This window comes from Stutzerimonas stutzeri KOS6, assembly GCF_000307775.2.
Taxonomy (GTDB): domain Bacteria; phylum Pseudomonadota; class Gammaproteobacteria; order Pseudomonadales; family Pseudomonadaceae; genus Stutzerimonas; species Stutzerimonas stutzeri_B.
Window position 1 is genome coordinate 223222 of sequence record NZ_KK020678.1, and the last position, 14566, is coordinate 237787.

Consider the following 14566-nt stretch of genomic DNA (forward strand, 5'->3'; position numbering starts at 1 on the left):
CGCACAGGCCACTAGAATGCCCGCATTTGTTTCGAGGACCCCTCATGAACGCGCCGATTCACCACGATCTCGATCTCGATGCACGCTATGCCTGTGCCCGAAGCCTGGCGCTGGAGGCTGCACAGCTGGGCATGAATTTCTACCGGCAGCGTGAAGCGCTGACCGTCGAGCACAAGGGCAGCGATCGGCAGGATGTGGTCAGCGTTGCCGACAAGCAGATCGAGGCGTTCATCCGCGGGCGCCTTGCCGAATGCTTTCCCGAGGACGGTTTTCTCGGCGAGGAAAGTGGCTCGGCCGACCTCCGGGCACGCTGCGTGTGGGTGATCGATCCCATCGATGGCACGGCCTGCTTCGTCAACGGCCTGCATAACTGGTGCGTATCCATAGGCCTGCTGGTCGACGGCCAGCCCTGTATCGGCGCCATTGCCGATCCGAACCATGATGAGCTGTTCCACGGTTGCCAGGGCCGGGGCGCCTATGTCAACGACACGCCGCTCAAGGTCAGCACGGCGACTCATGTAAGCGAGGGGCTGACGGGCGTGGGCACCTTTCATCCCCGCGGCAAGGAGCACTTCATTCCGTTTCTGCAGAAGCTGCTGGCAGAGGGTGGCATGTTCATCCGTAACGGCTCCGGCGCTTTGATGACGGCCTATGTCGCCGCCGGGCGGCTGATCGGCTATTACGAGACCGAGCTCAAGAGCTGGGATTGCCTGGCAGGGCTGGTTCTGGTGGCCGAGGCGGGTGGGGTGCGCAATGATTTCTTCCGCAACGATGGGCTGCTCCGGGGTAATCCCTACCTGGTAGCGGCGCCCGGGGTGTATCGCCAACTGGCCGAACTGATCGGGCCATCACTGGACGCCTGAGTCGTCTGCGTTCGTCGCCCTGCGGTGGCTTGATCGGTACGAGCCGCGCAGCCTGTGCTATACCGTTCTGACGCGATGGGGCCGGCAACCAGTCTGGCAACGGCCCGTTTCAGAGGAGGGAAAGCGGCAGTCCATCAGGCCCTAGCCGACCTGCGTGCTCTGATGGCGCCCGCACATAGCGAGGTAACGATCATGACCATGATGCAGTGCACCTACCGCGATCACGTCATCACCGCCGAGGTGATGGAGTATCCCGGAACCCCGACACCCTGGGCGGGCGGCTGCCGGATTACCGAACCAGGCGGACACACGACCCGCCGCATGCCGCTGCCGCTCGAGCATGCCTTCATGGATCAGCTGGAAAAGGCGCAGCGCCTGTCCATCGCCCATGGCAAATGGCTGGTGGACCAGCAGCTCGACCACGGGCGACAGCTGTTCCAGAAGGCAGCCTGACGCTGGCAACCGATCGACGCGCCTGGCATTTACGCCCTGGCGCGTTGTTCCGCCGAGCCGAATCGCCGTCCCAGGGCTCGCGTTCGGTGAGCCAGCGCCGCAAATTTTTTCGCTGCGATCTGTCGGAGTTCACGCCGACATTGGCGTCGATCCGACTAAGTTTCGGATAGCAAAGCGAAAATTCCCTCCATCAAGAAGTGAGTCGGTGACGTTTTGCTCGTTGCTTAATAAGCGAAACGGTGGCATAGCTATCAGCAAGCCACTGGCAACGGTGGTGTTCATAAGCGGAAGTAAGGACGACTTATGCAAATCCAGGTTCACAGCGATAACCACATCGAAGGCAGTGCCCGTCTGGCCGATTGGGTAAGTGCCAGTGTCGCCAGCAGACTGGACCGGTTCGATGAGGAGCTGACTCGGGTCGTTGTTCATCTCAATGACGAAAACGGTGACAAGGCCGGCGCGCACGACAAGCGCTGCCAGATCGAAGCACGACCGAAGGGACTGCAGCCGGTTTCCGTTACGCACAAGGCCGAATCACTGGAGCTGGCGCTCGATGGCGCCGTCGACAAGCTGAACAATGCGCTCGCTCATCAGTTCGGCAAGCTGCGCAGCAAGCGCTCGGCGGCCCAGCCGCAGATGGTCATGGGGGGCGCTGAGGACCGCGACGCGCTGCTCGAAGAGGATTTCCTGGCGGACGAGCTGGTTCGCAATTCATGACACTACCGGCAAAGGGCCTTCCATAGGGAAGGCCCTTTGCATCTCAGCCCAGCAGTTCCGGCGGAATACTTCCGTCGTGTTCCGCCAGGCGCTTCATCACCTCCCGGTGCAGCCACATGTTCATCTGAGCCGAATCCGCCATTTGTTCCGGCGGGCAACCCAGTTCTGTGGCCAGCTGCCGGCGGGCCTCTAGGCTGCTATCGAGTCCCAACAGCTTCAGCAGATCGACGATCGACGTGCGCCAGTTGAGCGCCTCCGGATGCTGGGCTGCCTTGCCCTCCAGTTGCGCGACCACATTCACTCCGTTGTCCGTTGCCGAAGGGCTGTTCAGGTCCATGTGCGGCGCAGTCGTTGCGTTGATGGTCGTCGAGGGGCTGTCATTGTCCAGCGTTATGCCCTCGGCGCTCGATGTCCTCGGGTCGGCAGGTGGCACTTCGGCTTTGCTCTGCGCTTCGTTGGATACGTCACCCAGACCGAGCTTCGCCTTGATCGTGTCGAAAAGTCCCATGGAGCGGTTCCTCCGTGCTGTTGATGTGAGCATTCGACAGCGTCCCGGGGTAACCCATTCGTTTCCGCAGGTCGGACAATGACCGATGGCACCTGCTCAGCAGCGATCCAGCCAGGCCAATGCCTCGCTTTCCTGATGCAGATCGAATGCCTTGATGGTCAGGCCGGGAATCAGCGCGCCTTCGACTTCACTGATCCTGCGCAACCAGTCCTTGCCGGCGATCACGGCGCAGCGATCGAAGCGACGGACGAAACGAAACAACTGCGGTAGCCGGGACAGCTCTACGGCGATTGCCCCCAGGGTCGGCAGGTCGAAGTCGTCGATGCGATAGAGCATCCGGCCGTGATTGATGCCTTCCGACTTGAACAGCAGATCGTCCAGCGCCGCACGCATGGCGGCGCTGTCCAGCCGGCCGGCCACGTTGACATCGATACGGTCGGGGGCGACGCGTGTCACTCGGAACATGAGCTTTCCCTCGCATGGAGTCTGCTCTTGAGGATAGGTCGAAATCCGCGGAGCGCGAGGGAAGGGCCGCCGGGGAGGGGATGCAGGGTCGCATCCCCGCTTTTGCGGCAGGGTGCGCTGCGATCAGTCTTCGCGGCTGGTGACTTCCAGCAGGTGGTAGCCGAACTGGGTCTTCACCGGGCCTTGCACCTCGTTGAGCGGCGCGCTGAACACCACGGTGTCGAATTCGCGGACCATCTGGCCCGGACCGAAGGAGCCGAGGTTGCCGCCGTCACGGCTGGACGGGCAGCTGGAATTTTCCTTGGCGACCTGGGCGAAATCGGCACCACCTTCGATGGCGGCTTTCAGTTCATTGCACTTGGCTTCGGTGGAAACCAGGATGTGGCGGGCGGTGGCTCGTGCCATGGGTACACTCCTCTTCAGATAGGCTGCCGAGGCTACCGCAAACCGCCGGCCTTGGCGACCGAGGCGAAATCCCGGCAAATAAGCGACCTGAAGTTGCAACGGAAAGCCCATGCGGGCGCTGCTTTCGGGTACTCTCGCGCCCTTTTTAAACTGTCCGGAGCCTTCCATGCTTGAGACCACACTCGCCCAACTCGAAACCGTCATCAACGATCTGCTGCAGCGCAACCAGCAGTTGAGTGAACATTGCACCTTGCTCGAGCAGCAACTGCAGCAGGCGCGTGAGGAAAACGACAACCTGCAACTGGCCGCGCTGGAGCAAGAGGACAGGCAGGGCGCGACCCTGGCTCGGCTCCAGTCGTTGCTGGAGCGCGCAACCAGCAGCAGCGCCGCATGACCGCTGGCGGGGTTCAGGTACTGAAGGTGTTCGGACGCGAATATTCGTTCCGGGCCCCACCCAGCCAGGATGCCCTGTTGCAGGAGGCCGCGGCGCTGCTGCAGCGACATCTCGCCGACAGCCAGCGGCAGTTTCCCAGTGCCACCGGCGACAAGCTGCTGGTGCTGACTGCGCTGAATCTCTGCGTTCCGCTATTGCGCCAGAATGAGCAGCTGCACGACGCCGAGCGGCGTATCGCGGCCAGTGTCGAGCGCATCAGCCAGCAGCTCAAGGCGCAGGGTGGATGAGGCCTCGCCCAGCTGCTGGCCGGGAGCGCTGAGGGTCAGTCGTCAGCCCAGTTGCGCGTGCGCTCTACGGCTTTTTTCCAGCCCTTGTAGAGTGCCTCGCGTCGCGCGCTGTCGCACGCCGGTTCGAATACCCGCTCAATGCTGCTCTTGCCGCGCAGTTCGTCGAGGTCGCTCCAGAAGCCGGTGGCCAGCCCGGCCAGATAGGCGGCGCCAAGTGCGGTGGTTTCCTTCATCTGCGGGCGCTCGACCCGGGTGCCGAGCAGGTCGGCCTGGAACTGCATGAGGAAATTGTTGGCGACCGCGCCGCCGTCCACGCGCAGGGCACGCAAGCGCTCTCCCGAATCCTTTTGCATGGCGTCGAGCACGTCGCGGGTCTGGTAGGCGATCGATTCAAGCGCCGCGCGGATCAGGTGGTCGACCTTGACCCCGCGGGTCAGGCCGAACAGCGCGCCGCGGGCGCGCGGGTCCCAGTAGGGTGCACCTAGGCCGGTGAAGGCCGGGACCAGGTAGACGCCGTTGCTGTCCGCTACCTTGCTGGCAAAGTATTCGGAGTCCAGCGATTCGTTGAGCATCTTGAGCTCGTCGCGCAGCCACTGCACGGTCGAGCCGCCATTGAAGATCGCGCCTTCCAGCGCATAGTTCACTTCGCCACGCGGCCCGCAGGCGATGGTGGTCAACAGGCCATGCTCGGATTGCACCACCTTGGTCCCGGTATTCATCAGCAGGAAGCAACCGGTGCCGTAGGTGTTCTTGGCCTGGCCCGGCTCCACGCACATCTGGCCGAACAGCGCCGCCTGCTGGTCGCCGGCGATACCGGCGATGGGGATGCCGGTGCTCTGCCCGGAGCCCAGATAGGCGTGACCATAAACCTCGGAGGACGAGCGCACCTGCGGCAGCATCTGGTGCGGGATGTCCAACGCGTCGAGCATCACCGGGTCCCAGTCCAGCTTGTGGATGTCGAACAGCAGCGTGCGCGAGGCGTTGGTGTAGTCGGTGACGTGAGCCTTGCCCTGGGTCATCTTCCAGATCAGCCAGCAGTCGACGGTACCGAACAGCAACTCGCCGCGGCGGGCGCGTTCACGGCTGCCTTCGACATGGTCAAGGATCCACTTGATCTTGGTGCCCGAGAAATAGGGATCGATCACCAGGCCGGTAGTCTTGCGGATGTGTTCTTCCATGCCGTCGCGCTTGAGCTGGTCGCAGATCGGCGTGCTCTGGCGGCTCTGCCAGACGATGGCGTTGTAGATCGGCCGACCGCTGTTCCTGTCCCAGACGATGGCTGTTTCGCGCTGGTTGGTGATGCCGATGGCCGCTACCTGCTCGTTGGTGATGCTGGCCTGCGCCAGGGCCTCGACGAACACGCCGCTCTGGGTGGCCCAGATTTCCATGGGGTCGTGCTCGACCCAGCTCGGCTGCGGGTAGATCTGCGCGAATTCGCGCTGGGCGATGCTCACCACGTTGCCGTCGCGATCCAGCACGATGGCACGGGAGCTGGTGGTGCCCTGGTCGAGGGCGACGATGAACTGCTTGTTCCGAGTGCTCATGGCGATGGCTCCTTGGCGAACTTTGCTGACATCGGACCGCGGCTCAGCGCCGCCGGCCTGCCTTGCGGCCTCCGCCGCGCCGCGCAGCCCGTGGCTTGCGCTGGCGCGAGAGCTCGCGGGTGATGGCGTCGTTGAGCAGCTTGCGCGCGTCTTCGCCCTGGTCGTGTTCGGCAAAGTGCTCGGGCAGGGCGCGGGAGAGGTGCAGGTAGGTTTCCACCACATGCAGGGTGCTCTCCAGGCTGGCCAGGTCGGAGCCGAGCAGCAGGCGCGGCATCGGGATGGCGTGACCTTCGGCGACGCGTTTGATCCAGCGCTGCGCATGCTGGCTGGCGGGGCTGTCGAAGCCGCCACGGATCGGCGTGCAGGCGAAGGTCCAGCGCAGTCGGAGCGGAATCTTCGGGTCGTCGATCAGCTCGATCCACTCGGCCAGTTCATCCGGCAGCACCGAAATGAACGCCTCGCCGTAATTGATGTTGCGGTTGAACGTCAGCCAGGCGCGCAGCAGGCTGGGCTCGCCCATCAGCTCTGAGATTGCGGTGAGATGGTCGATGGACGGGCGCACCTGGAACTGGCTCAGGTCGACCGGCGCGTCGGGGCTATTGAACAGCTGACGGATGGACTTTAGCGTCTGCGCATCGAGGGCGGTGATCTCGCCGCTGTCGTGGTGGCCGAAACGCCCCGCGCGGCCGCCGATCTGCTTGACTTCCTGCACCTTGAGCTGGCGATTCTGGATGCCGTCGTACTTCTCGTCGCTGTAGAAGCACAGCGTGTGCGCCGGCAGGTTGAGGCCCATGCCCACCGCATCGGTGGCGACCATGATGTCCGCTTCGCCTTCACGGAAGCGTCGTGCCTGTTCGCGGCGTACCTCTGGCGAGAGCGCACCGTAGACCACCGAGACGCTCTTGCCGGCGCTTTCGAGCATGCCCTTGAGCTCCAGTACCAGTTTGCGACTGAACGCCACCAGCAACGAGCCGGGTTCCAGGCGCTCCAGCGTCGTCGCCCGGCGCGCCACCTCCACCGGTGACAGACGCTTGGTGCGCTGCACGACCAGCCTGTCTTCGCAGAGTTCGCAGAGCGTACGCAGCGAAGGCTCGATCAGCGCCGGGCCAGTCATCATCAGCGCCTGAGTGTGCGCGCTGACCAGCGCATCGACCCAGGCCCAGCCGCGCTGGGGGTCGGCCATCATCTGTACCTCGTCGACCACTACCACGTCCCAGTGCTGATGGCGGAAGCGAGCGAACTCCTCAACCGTGCAGCAGAAATGCGTGGCCCCTTCGCGGATGATTTCCTCCTCGCCGGTCACCAGCGAGCAGGGCACGCCCATCGCCTCGATGCGTTCCTGGTTCTCCAGCGCCATCAGGCGCAGCGGCGACAGGTAGATGCCATGCTCGGCGGCGGCCATCGCCTCGATGGAACGATGCGTCTTGCCGCTGTTGGTGGGGCCGAGCAGGGCGGTCCAGCGCCGTGTCAGCCGGCGCGCGGGATAGAGTTGGTGGTAGTGGACGAAACGCGGGTCGTTTTCCAGCAGCACGGCGAACGCCATTCTCTCCTCATGCTCGCGGCGGGCGGCGCGGATGGCCTTGCGCATGCGGCCGGGTTCGAGGGTGAGCAGTTCGGTGAGGCGTTTGTGACCGAGCTGTAGCAGGTCGAAATCACCGGCCAGTTCAAGCATGCGGGCGAAGGTGGCCTGCAGTTCGTCGCGATCCGCGCCTTTCCACGCCTCGACTTCCGCGGCGCTGAGCACATGATCCTGACCGGCCGGAATACGCCGCTGCAGCTCCAGTTCGAGATGGCCATGGCGCAGCGGCACGCTGTAGCGCAGCTCGTGGCGAATCTCGTTGAGGGTGGCGATGGCGTGCGGCAGGAATTCATCGACCCGTGACAGTTCCGGACGGACGCGCGCCAGGCAGCGCTGGCGATCGTCCTCGTCCATTTCCGCGAAGGACCGTTCGAGCAGCTGCAGGCGGCCGCGCACATAGGCCTGCACCGTGCGCTCCAGGCTGCCGCTGAAGTCGGCGCGGTGCGGGCTATCGTCCAGGCGCATCGCCCAGTCCGGCTCCAGCAGTTGGGCCGGCGAGCCCAGGCTGAAGGTCTTTTCGCTGCCGAACACGTCGACACTGCAGTGGATCTCGCCAATGTCGCGGCTGACCACCCGGTCGAGCAACTCGTCGGCCGCGGGCTCGGCCAGCAGGTCGTCCACCGCCTGCTCATGCAGCCCCAGCCAGAACGCCTTGGCTGCACGCCCCAGTCCGACGATGGGGTAACCGATGTAAGGCGTGAACCATTTTTCCTGATGATGCTTCTTCGCGACGAAATCCGGATGCCGCGCCGTCGCCCACTCGATGAAGCGCGCCAGACGCTCGAGCCTGACGGATTTGAACTGCTTGCCTCCGGCCTTGGCCATGATCGACGCCTTTGCTGATCAGTGTTTCATTTGGACTCTCGAAGCCGCCGAGCGCTCGGCTGGCCGTGCTCCTGGCCGACGGCCAGGGCTTGGCGACTTCAACCTCCTCGCTGCAGCGCATCATCGTCGCTTCGGCGATTGTCCTCCAGTTGCAGCTTCAGGCCGCGTACTTCCTCGGTCAGGGTTTCCACCTGCAGGAGCAGTCGTTGCAGTGCTTCACGATCGGCCAACTGGTCACGACTGTCGTCCTCGCGCCGGTCGGCGACGAACAGCGAGCCGATGTAGGCGGCGAAACTGCCGAACAGGCCGACCCCGGATACCATCAGCAGTACTGCAACGATGCGGCCCAAAGTCGTGACCGGGTAGAAGTCACCGTAGCCGACCGTAGTGACGGTAACGAACGCCCACCACAGCGCCTCTTCCGGCGTGTTGATCGAGCTCTCGGGGTTCGGCGCCTCCACCAGCAGCATGGTGAGCGCGCCGAACGCCACCAGCAGCATGGTCGCCGTGGCGGCAGAGGCGACGATGCCTTCGGCGCGGTTGCGAAACAGGATGCGCCAGATCAGGTGCAACGACTTGATCGCCCGCAGCACCCGCAGGATCTGCAAGGCGCGAAACAGCTTCGCCGCCTGAAAGCCGCCGGCCGGAACGCTGGCCAGCAGATCGATCCAGCCCCAGCGCATGAATCGCAGCTTGTCCTCGGCCTGTTGCAGGCGCATCCAGAAATCGATGAAGAAAAAGAAGCAGACGATATTGTCCAGATAGCCGAGCAGCACCGATACGTCGTCGGGCAGGTCGAACACCAGATCGGCCACCAGCGCACCGAGCACATAGACCGATAGCAACAGGATGAATATCTGAAAGGGTGTGACGGCGCGCTGCTTCATGAGTCAACCGGGTTTCGTGGGGCAGGTGGGGCGCAAGTTTAAAGCACACCGAGGTAACCGGGCCGGAACGATGGGCAGGAGTGTTAGGGATGGAAGTGCGCGAGATTATTCGTATCGGCTGAGCTGGCTGTCATTTGCGCAGGCAGGTACGCACCCGAAGTGCTATGGCGGGTGTCTCTCGGTGGTGGAACTCGAGAACTCCTTCTATCGCCAGCCGCTCTGCAGGCGGGGCTGGAGGGCGACGATACCGGATTGGCCTAGGCTCTGTACGAAAAGTGCCTGCGCTCGGTGATGCTTCGTTAAAAACGGGTTCGGAATGCTCATTTACAGCACGTAAACGCCGCTTCCTCACCCGTTTTTGCCTCGCCTGACCTTCGCTCGACGACTTTTCGTACAGAACCTAGCGCGGGATGATGCGCACGTGGCCCGCCGTGTTGTCGCGTCCGGCTGCCTTTGCGTTCTCGGCACGACCGGGAATCGAGCCACAGTCCTGCCCGCGCTTCGGTGTTGCGCTGCCATCCAGTTCACGTTCGTCGACACTGATCGAAGTGGCGTCCGGGTAGCCGGTGGTGAGCGTCTCGGTGCTGGCAGTGACGGGGGTGGCGTCGCCTTCTCCCCATCCGGCGCTGCGCTCGTCGATATCGATGGCACCGTTGCGCTCCATCACCTGCTCGACCATCGAAACCGGCCCCTCGTCGCTCAGTGATACCGTCACCACGGTCGAACCTTGGCGCGCAGCCTCGGGATAGCGGCCGGCGTGGGCCGGCGCGCCGTCACCGAAGACCTTGCTGAAAAAACTGCCGATCCTGTCCGCCACGCTAGCGTCCTCGTCCGGCTCTTCGCCGACGACTTCCACGCGGCTGCCATCGACCTGTGCCGGATTCATGGAGGCGGACAGCTGGATGTCCTCGTCGGCTATACCCTGCTGCAGCAGCTCCTGCTTGACCTGCTGGGCTTGTTCGTAGCGATCGAATGCGGCGATCAGGATCTGTTTCATGGGGCACCTGTGTGTCGTGCAGCCTGGGCTGCGATTCATGGAGGGTTTGGCAACAGCCATGAATCTTGGGCGCGACGACGCGGGCGATGGTTCCGGCGAATGTGTGTGCGAACATGAGCCGGGCGGCCGTCAGCTACGGCCGCCCGGGCGTCGCACCGGCTTTTCAGGCCTGCGACGAGCGGCGAATGGTCTTGAGCAGATCGTCCGGGGTGATATGCCCGACCACGCTCGCCGTGCTACCCGGCTGTGGCAGGTCGAGGATATGCCCCTTCATCTTGCCGATCACATGCATCTCGCAGGGCTTGCAGTCGAACTTCAGGGTCAGCACTTCATCGCCATGCACCAGCTGCATCGGTGCGACCTTGGTGCGCACGCCGGTGACGCCCTTGGCCTGCTTCGGGCAGAGGTTGAAGGAGAAGCGCAGGCAGTGCTTGGTGATCATCACCGGCACTTCGCCGGTTTCCTCGTGGGCCTCGTAGGCTGCGTCGATCAACTGCACGCCGTAGCGGTGGTAGAAGGCACGGGCCTTTTCGTTGTAGACGTTGGCCAGGAACGACAGGTGCGACTCCGGGTAGACCGGCGGCGGCACGCTGACTGGCTTGCGCCCGCCGCGCGGGCGGATGGCTTCGCGCGCTTCGCCCAGCGCCTCGATGGCTTCGCGGCGCAGCGCCTTGAGCTGCGAGTTGGGGATGAAAAAAGCCTGCGGCGCATCCACCTCGACCTCTTCGGCGTGGTAGATGGTAGTGCCCAGCTGGCTCAGCAGATCGGCGATCTGGCCGGGCACCTGCTCGGGCTTGTTCGCTTCGCCAAACGGGCCGGTCAGCGACACGCTGGCATAGGCGCCTTCCTCACTGGTCACGTGCAGTTCCAACTGGTCGGCGCGCAGCCTGGCCAGCCAGCGCACACCGACGCGGCGCTCGGCGGACGTCTTGAGCAACGCGTTCTGCCAGTTGTGGTCCAGGTTGCGGTTGAGCGGATGGTTCGGGCGCACTTGACGCATCGCGGTGGGCATTTCATTGGGTTCGACGCGGTATTGCCAGAACGACTGGCCGTCTTCCTCGAACTGCCTGAGCATCTCGACCACGCTGGCGCGGAAACCCACCACCTCGCGCTTGATCAGCACGTTCAAACCGTCGCCATTGGACAGCGGCTCGCGGGTCTGCACGGTCAGATCGTGCTTGCCGACCTTGAGCACTTCGCCCACGGCGAGACCGGTAAAGGTCGGCGAATCGAAGGCGCCGATGTCGATCTTGCGGTCGGTGACGAAGTAGTCGGTGCTGCCGCGGTGGAAGGTCTTGTCCGGGGCCGGCACGAAGAAATGATCGGTGCGGCCGCTGGAGGCGCGGGCCAGGTCAGGGCGTTCGGCGAGGATGCCGTCGAGGCGCTGGCGGTAGTAAGCGGTGATGTTCTTCACGTAGCTCACATCCTTGTAGCGCCCCTCGATCTTGAACGAACGCACGCCGGCGTCGACCAGCGCGCTCAGGTTCGCGCTCTGGTTGTTGTCCTTCATCGACAGCAGGTGCTTCTCGAACGCGACCACGCGGCCCTGGTCGTCCTTCAGCGTGTAGGGCAGGCGGCAGGCCTGCGAGCAGTCGCCGCGGTTGGCGCTGCGCCCGGTCTGTGCATGACTGATGTTGCACTGTCCGGAAAACGCCACGCACAGCGCACCGTGGATGAAGAACTCCAGCGTCGAATCCACCTCATCGTGAATCGCGCGGATTTCCTGCAGGTTCAGCTCGCGGGCGAGAACCAGCTGCGAGAAGCCGGCCTTGTCGAGGAACCTGGCCCGTTCCAGGGTGCGGATGTCGGTCTGGGTGCTGGCGTGGATCTCGATGGGCGGGAGGTCCAGCTCCATGATGCCCATGTCCTGCACGATCAGCGCGTCGACGCCGATTTCGTGCAGCTGGCAGATCAGCGAGCGCGCGGCTTCCAGCTCGTCGTCGTGGAGGATGGTGTTGAGCGTGACGAACACCCGCGCGTGGAACAGGTGGGCGAATTTCACCAGCTCGGCGATGTCCGCCACGCTGTTCTCGGCGTTATGCCGCGCACCGAAGCTGGGGCCGCCGATGTACACGGCGTCGGCGCCATGCAGGATGGCCTCACGGGCGATGCTCGCGTCGCGGGCGGGGGCGAGCAGTTCGAGATGGTGCTTGGGAAGGGACATGGGCGCGGACCGGCTACGAATCGAAGGCGCGCATTGTAATGGCTTGCCGCCGGTTTGGGACTGGCCGTCGGGTGAGCGGCCTGATCGCGGCAATGGAGGCGCGGACGGCCTGGACGGCTGGCGAAGCCGGCGCGGCTATCGGCAGCGCCTGGCTCTACCGCTTCCGGTTGGCCGATCGTCCGCCTGGCGCATCAAACCAGCGTCACGATCAGCCAGGCCAACCCGCCCAGCACGGGCAGCATCGCCGCCAGCCGCGGCGCGTAGGGCATCAGCAAGAGCAGGGCGAAACCGGCGAGCGAGATCAGGCCGAACCAGCCAACCAATGCCATGCCACCGGGCCAGACCCGTCCCGCCGCATAGACACCGAGGCCGAGCAGCAAGCTGCCAGCCGGAACGCACAGACGACGCAGCCGAACGGGCACGCGTGAATGAACCAATTGCTTCCAGTGGCGCTCCTTGCCGATGCAGATACCGAGCATGCCGGCATAGGCCAGTAGCAGGCTGGCGATCAGGGCCGACCCGTTCATGACGAGACTCCCGGGGCAGGGTGATCGAGCAGGGACTGGCGGGCCTTCCTCGTAGCGTTCAGAGCAGGGATTTTCCAGGCGGTCCAGCCGGCCAGCAGACCCATGGCGAATACCGCTGCGAGGACGGACTGGCGAATGCCATCCAGTGCCGCGTCGACCGTCATCAGCTCCAGCAACGGCAGTCCGAGCGCCAGCATCGCGGCGGTAGACAGCTGGTCACGCCACGCCTGTACGGGCTTGCGTAGCCAGGCATGCAGCCAGCTCAGGGCCCAGACACCGAAGAATAGCCGCAGCTCCCAACCTTGCCGGTTGGCCAGTTCCGCGGGTAGCAATCGATTGCTCCACAGCAGTGCGACACAGGCCAGGGAAAGCCCAGCGACCACGGCCACGTTCAGGCTTTCGACGACTCGCAGGAAATGCGGATTGGCCTTGGCCTGCTTGCGCTGCTTGACCACATAGAGCACCAGTCCCGTTGCGATCATGGCGCAACTGACCAGGCCACAGATGAAATAGAGCCAGCGCATCGGATAGCCGCCGAACTGGGCGAAGTGCAGGCCGGCCATCACCCGCTGGGTCAACTGGCTGGTACGTGACGGTTCGGGTGCCTGGATCAGCTCGCCGGTGACACCGCTGAAGGTCATGCCTTCGCCCTTGGTCAACTCGATGCGGTTGCCCAGCACCGGTCGTGCGGTGACCTGGGCATTTGCGCGGCCGGGGTTGCTCACCGCCAGGCCGCCAATCATTCCGGCGCCGTAATGCGCCTCGGCGCGGCGGACGATGTCACCCAGCGCGAGCATGGGTGCGGCCGGTGCCAGGGTTGGCTGGCCGCCACGCCCCCCACCGCGTGTCGGTTGTTCGGCCGCGCGGGCCGGCTGCGTCTCGCGGAAGTAGGCCTGGCGATCGCCCTCGTACAAGGCGTCGACCGCCGCCGGCATGTAGACCAGGAAGAAGATCACCAGGCCCGTGTAGGTAATCATCAGATGGAACGGCAACAGCAGGACGGCGCTGGCGTTATGGCCGTCGAGCCAAGAGCGCTGCCCCTTGGCCGGGCGAAAGGTGAAGAACTCCTTGAAGATCTTCTTGTGGATGATGATCCCGCTGATCAACGCCACCAGCATGGCCATCGCCGCGAATCCGACCACCCAGATGCCAATCAGTCGCGGCATATGCAGCGTGTAGTGGAAATGAAAGAAGAAGTTGCCACCGACGGTTTCCCGCGCTTCGACGGTCTCGCCCGTAAGTGGGTCAAGATGCGTGCCGGCGGCACCGCGACGGCGCTCGCCGACGGACACGCCGAGATCCGGTGAGCGTTGCGTCGGCAGGCTGATGTTCCAGTTCGACTCCTCGGGGTGATGCTCCGTCAGCCAGCGCTGCGCGACGTTGGCGGCGGCTGCCGGCGACTGGGCCTGATCGGTCAGCTCCGGCTGCATCCACCAGCTGATTTCCTTGTCGAATACTGCCAGCGTGCCGGTAAGAAAGATGGCGAACAGGACCCAGCCGAGCAGCAGCCCGCACCAGGTGTGCAGCCAGGCCATGGATTGCGTGATGGTTCTGTGCTTCATCCCAGACGCTCCAGCAGTTGCGGCCAGAAGCCGATGACCGCCAGGGGCAGGGCGCTGCTCAGGCCAGCCACCAGGCGACGGACGGAGGCTGCGGCGAATGCCCAGAGGATGACGGCAAGATAGATCGCGAACGCTGGTAACGAGGCCGTTACCAGCGCGTCGACGCGGTCCAGCGGCAACAGCCGCGCCAGCGCCGCCGTGGCGGCATAGGTAAAGGCATAGCCACCAAGGATGGCGAGCACGACACGTGCGGCGATGTCAGGCCAGGCTTTTCGCGTTTGCGATACGGAACGAGTCACGACAGGCTCCCGATGGGAAACGGCTGAAGTCATACGAAAACGCCCGACGGTTGCCATGCAAGCCGGTCGGGCGGTCGGTTTCGAGGCGGG

At 64.2% G+C, this 14566-nt stretch carries 16 protein-coding genes; 5 read left to right on the forward strand and 11 right to left on the reverse strand.

Annotation, left to right across the window (positions count from 1 at the left end):
- The first annotated feature begins 44 nt into the window (after positions 1-44).
- From B597_RS44970 to B597_RS44980, 3 genes are all read left to right on the forward strand, one after another.
- A complete protein-coding gene (locus B597_RS44970) occupies positions 45-863 on the forward strand; it encodes an inositol monophosphatase family protein (RefSeq protein ID WP_003292215.1) in 819 nt (272 codons plus the stop codon).
- Between the two features lie 192 nt (positions 864-1055).
- Complete coding sequence (locus B597_RS44975; protein ID WP_003292214.1) at positions 1056-1316, forward strand: hypothetical protein; 261 nt, start codon at positions 1056-1058, stop codon at positions 1314-1316.
- A gap of 303 nt (positions 1317-1619) precedes the next feature.
- On the forward strand, positions 1620-2033 hold the full coding sequence (locus B597_RS44980) for an HPF/RaiA family ribosome-associated protein (RefSeq protein ID WP_024162541.1): 414 nt from the start codon (positions 1620-1622) through the stop codon (positions 2031-2033).
- A gap of 43 nt (positions 2034-2076) precedes the next feature.
- Here the strand turns inward: B597_RS44980 and B597_RS44985 are convergent, their stop codons facing one another.
- The 3 genes from B597_RS44985 to B597_RS44995 form a co-directional block, all read right to left on the reverse strand.
- Positions 2077-2541, reverse strand: coding sequence for a DUF3597 domain-containing protein (locus tag B597_RS44985; protein WP_003292212.1), 465 nt, complete (start codon positions 2539-2541; stop codon positions 2077-2079).
- A 96-nt stretch (positions 2542-2637) separates the two neighbouring features.
- Positions 2638-3006: a SpoIIAA family protein gene (locus B597_RS44990; RefSeq protein WP_024162542.1), complete on the reverse strand. Its 369-nt coding sequence runs from the start codon at positions 3004-3006 to the stop codon at positions 2638-2640.
- 123 nt (positions 3007-3129) lie between these two features.
- Positions 3130-3615, reverse strand: a complete 486-nt coding sequence (locus tag B597_RS44995; protein WP_330216726.1) for a peptidylprolyl isomerase — start codon at positions 3613-3615, stop codon at positions 3130-3132.
- On the opposite strand from B597_RS44995, the gene B597_RS45000 reads away from it, so the two are divergent.
- Positions 3578-3805 (forward strand): hypothetical protein, encoded by a 228-nt coding sequence (locus tag B597_RS45000; RefSeq protein ID WP_003292208.1) that lies wholly within the window; start codon positions 3578-3580, stop codon positions 3803-3805. The genes B597_RS44995 and B597_RS45000 overlap by 38 nt on opposite strands.
- The gene (locus B597_RS45005; protein ID WP_003292207.1) at positions 3802-4092 is read left to right on the forward strand and encodes a cell division protein ZapA; all 291 of its coding nucleotides are present in this window, start codon (positions 3802-3804) and stop codon (positions 4090-4092) included. Before B597_RS45000 ends, B597_RS45005 begins: the two co-directional genes overlap by 4 nt.
- A 35-nt stretch (positions 4093-4127) precedes the next feature.
- Here B597_RS45005 and glpK read toward each other — a convergent pair whose 3' ends face one another.
- The 8 genes from glpK to B597_RS45045 all read right to left on the reverse strand — a co-directional run bounded on the left by glpK (position 4128) and on the right by B597_RS45045 (position 14476).
- Entirely contained in the window at positions 4128-5636 is a 1509-nt protein-coding gene (gene glpK / locus B597_RS45010; RefSeq protein WP_003292206.1) for a glycerol kinase GlpK, read from the reverse strand.
- A gap of 43 nt (positions 5637-5679) precedes the next feature.
- Positions 5680-8040 (reverse strand): helicase-related protein, encoded by a 2361-nt coding sequence (locus B597_RS45015; RefSeq protein WP_003292205.1) that lies wholly within the window; start codon positions 8038-8040, stop codon positions 5680-5682.
- Positions 8041-8138: 98 nt separating this feature from the next.
- Positions 8139-8927: an ion transporter gene (locus B597_RS45020; protein WP_003292204.1), complete on the reverse strand. Its 789-nt coding sequence runs from the start codon at positions 8925-8927 to the stop codon at positions 8139-8141.
- A gap of 400 nt (positions 8928-9327) precedes the next feature.
- Positions 9328-9924, reverse strand: a complete 597-nt coding sequence (locus B597_RS45025) for a hypothetical protein (RefSeq protein ID WP_003292203.1) — start codon at positions 9922-9924, stop codon at positions 9328-9330.
- 163 nt (positions 9925-10087) lie between these two features.
- Positions 10088-12088 (reverse strand): peptidase U32 family protein, encoded by a 2001-nt coding sequence (locus B597_RS45030; protein ID WP_024162543.1) that lies wholly within the window; start codon positions 12086-12088, stop codon positions 10088-10090.
- Between the two features lie 191 nt (positions 12089-12279).
- Positions 12280-12615 carry a DUF3325 domain-containing protein gene (locus tag B597_RS45035; protein WP_003292201.1) on the reverse strand — a complete coding sequence of 112 codons (336 nt, stop codon included), beginning with the start codon at positions 12613-12615 and terminating at the stop codon, positions 12280-12282.
- On the reverse strand, positions 12612-14177 hold the full coding sequence (locus B597_RS45040) for a PepSY-associated TM helix domain-containing protein (protein ID WP_024162544.1): 1566 nt from the start codon (positions 14175-14177) through the stop codon (positions 12612-12614). Before B597_RS45040 ends, B597_RS45035 begins: the two co-directional genes overlap by 4 nt.
- Complete coding sequence (locus tag B597_RS45045; RefSeq protein ID WP_003292200.1) at positions 14174-14476, reverse strand: hypothetical protein; 303 nt, start codon at positions 14474-14476, stop codon at positions 14174-14176. The genes B597_RS45040 and B597_RS45045 overlap by 4 nt, the downstream gene beginning before the upstream one ends.
- Positions 14477-14566 lie beyond the last annotated feature (90 nt).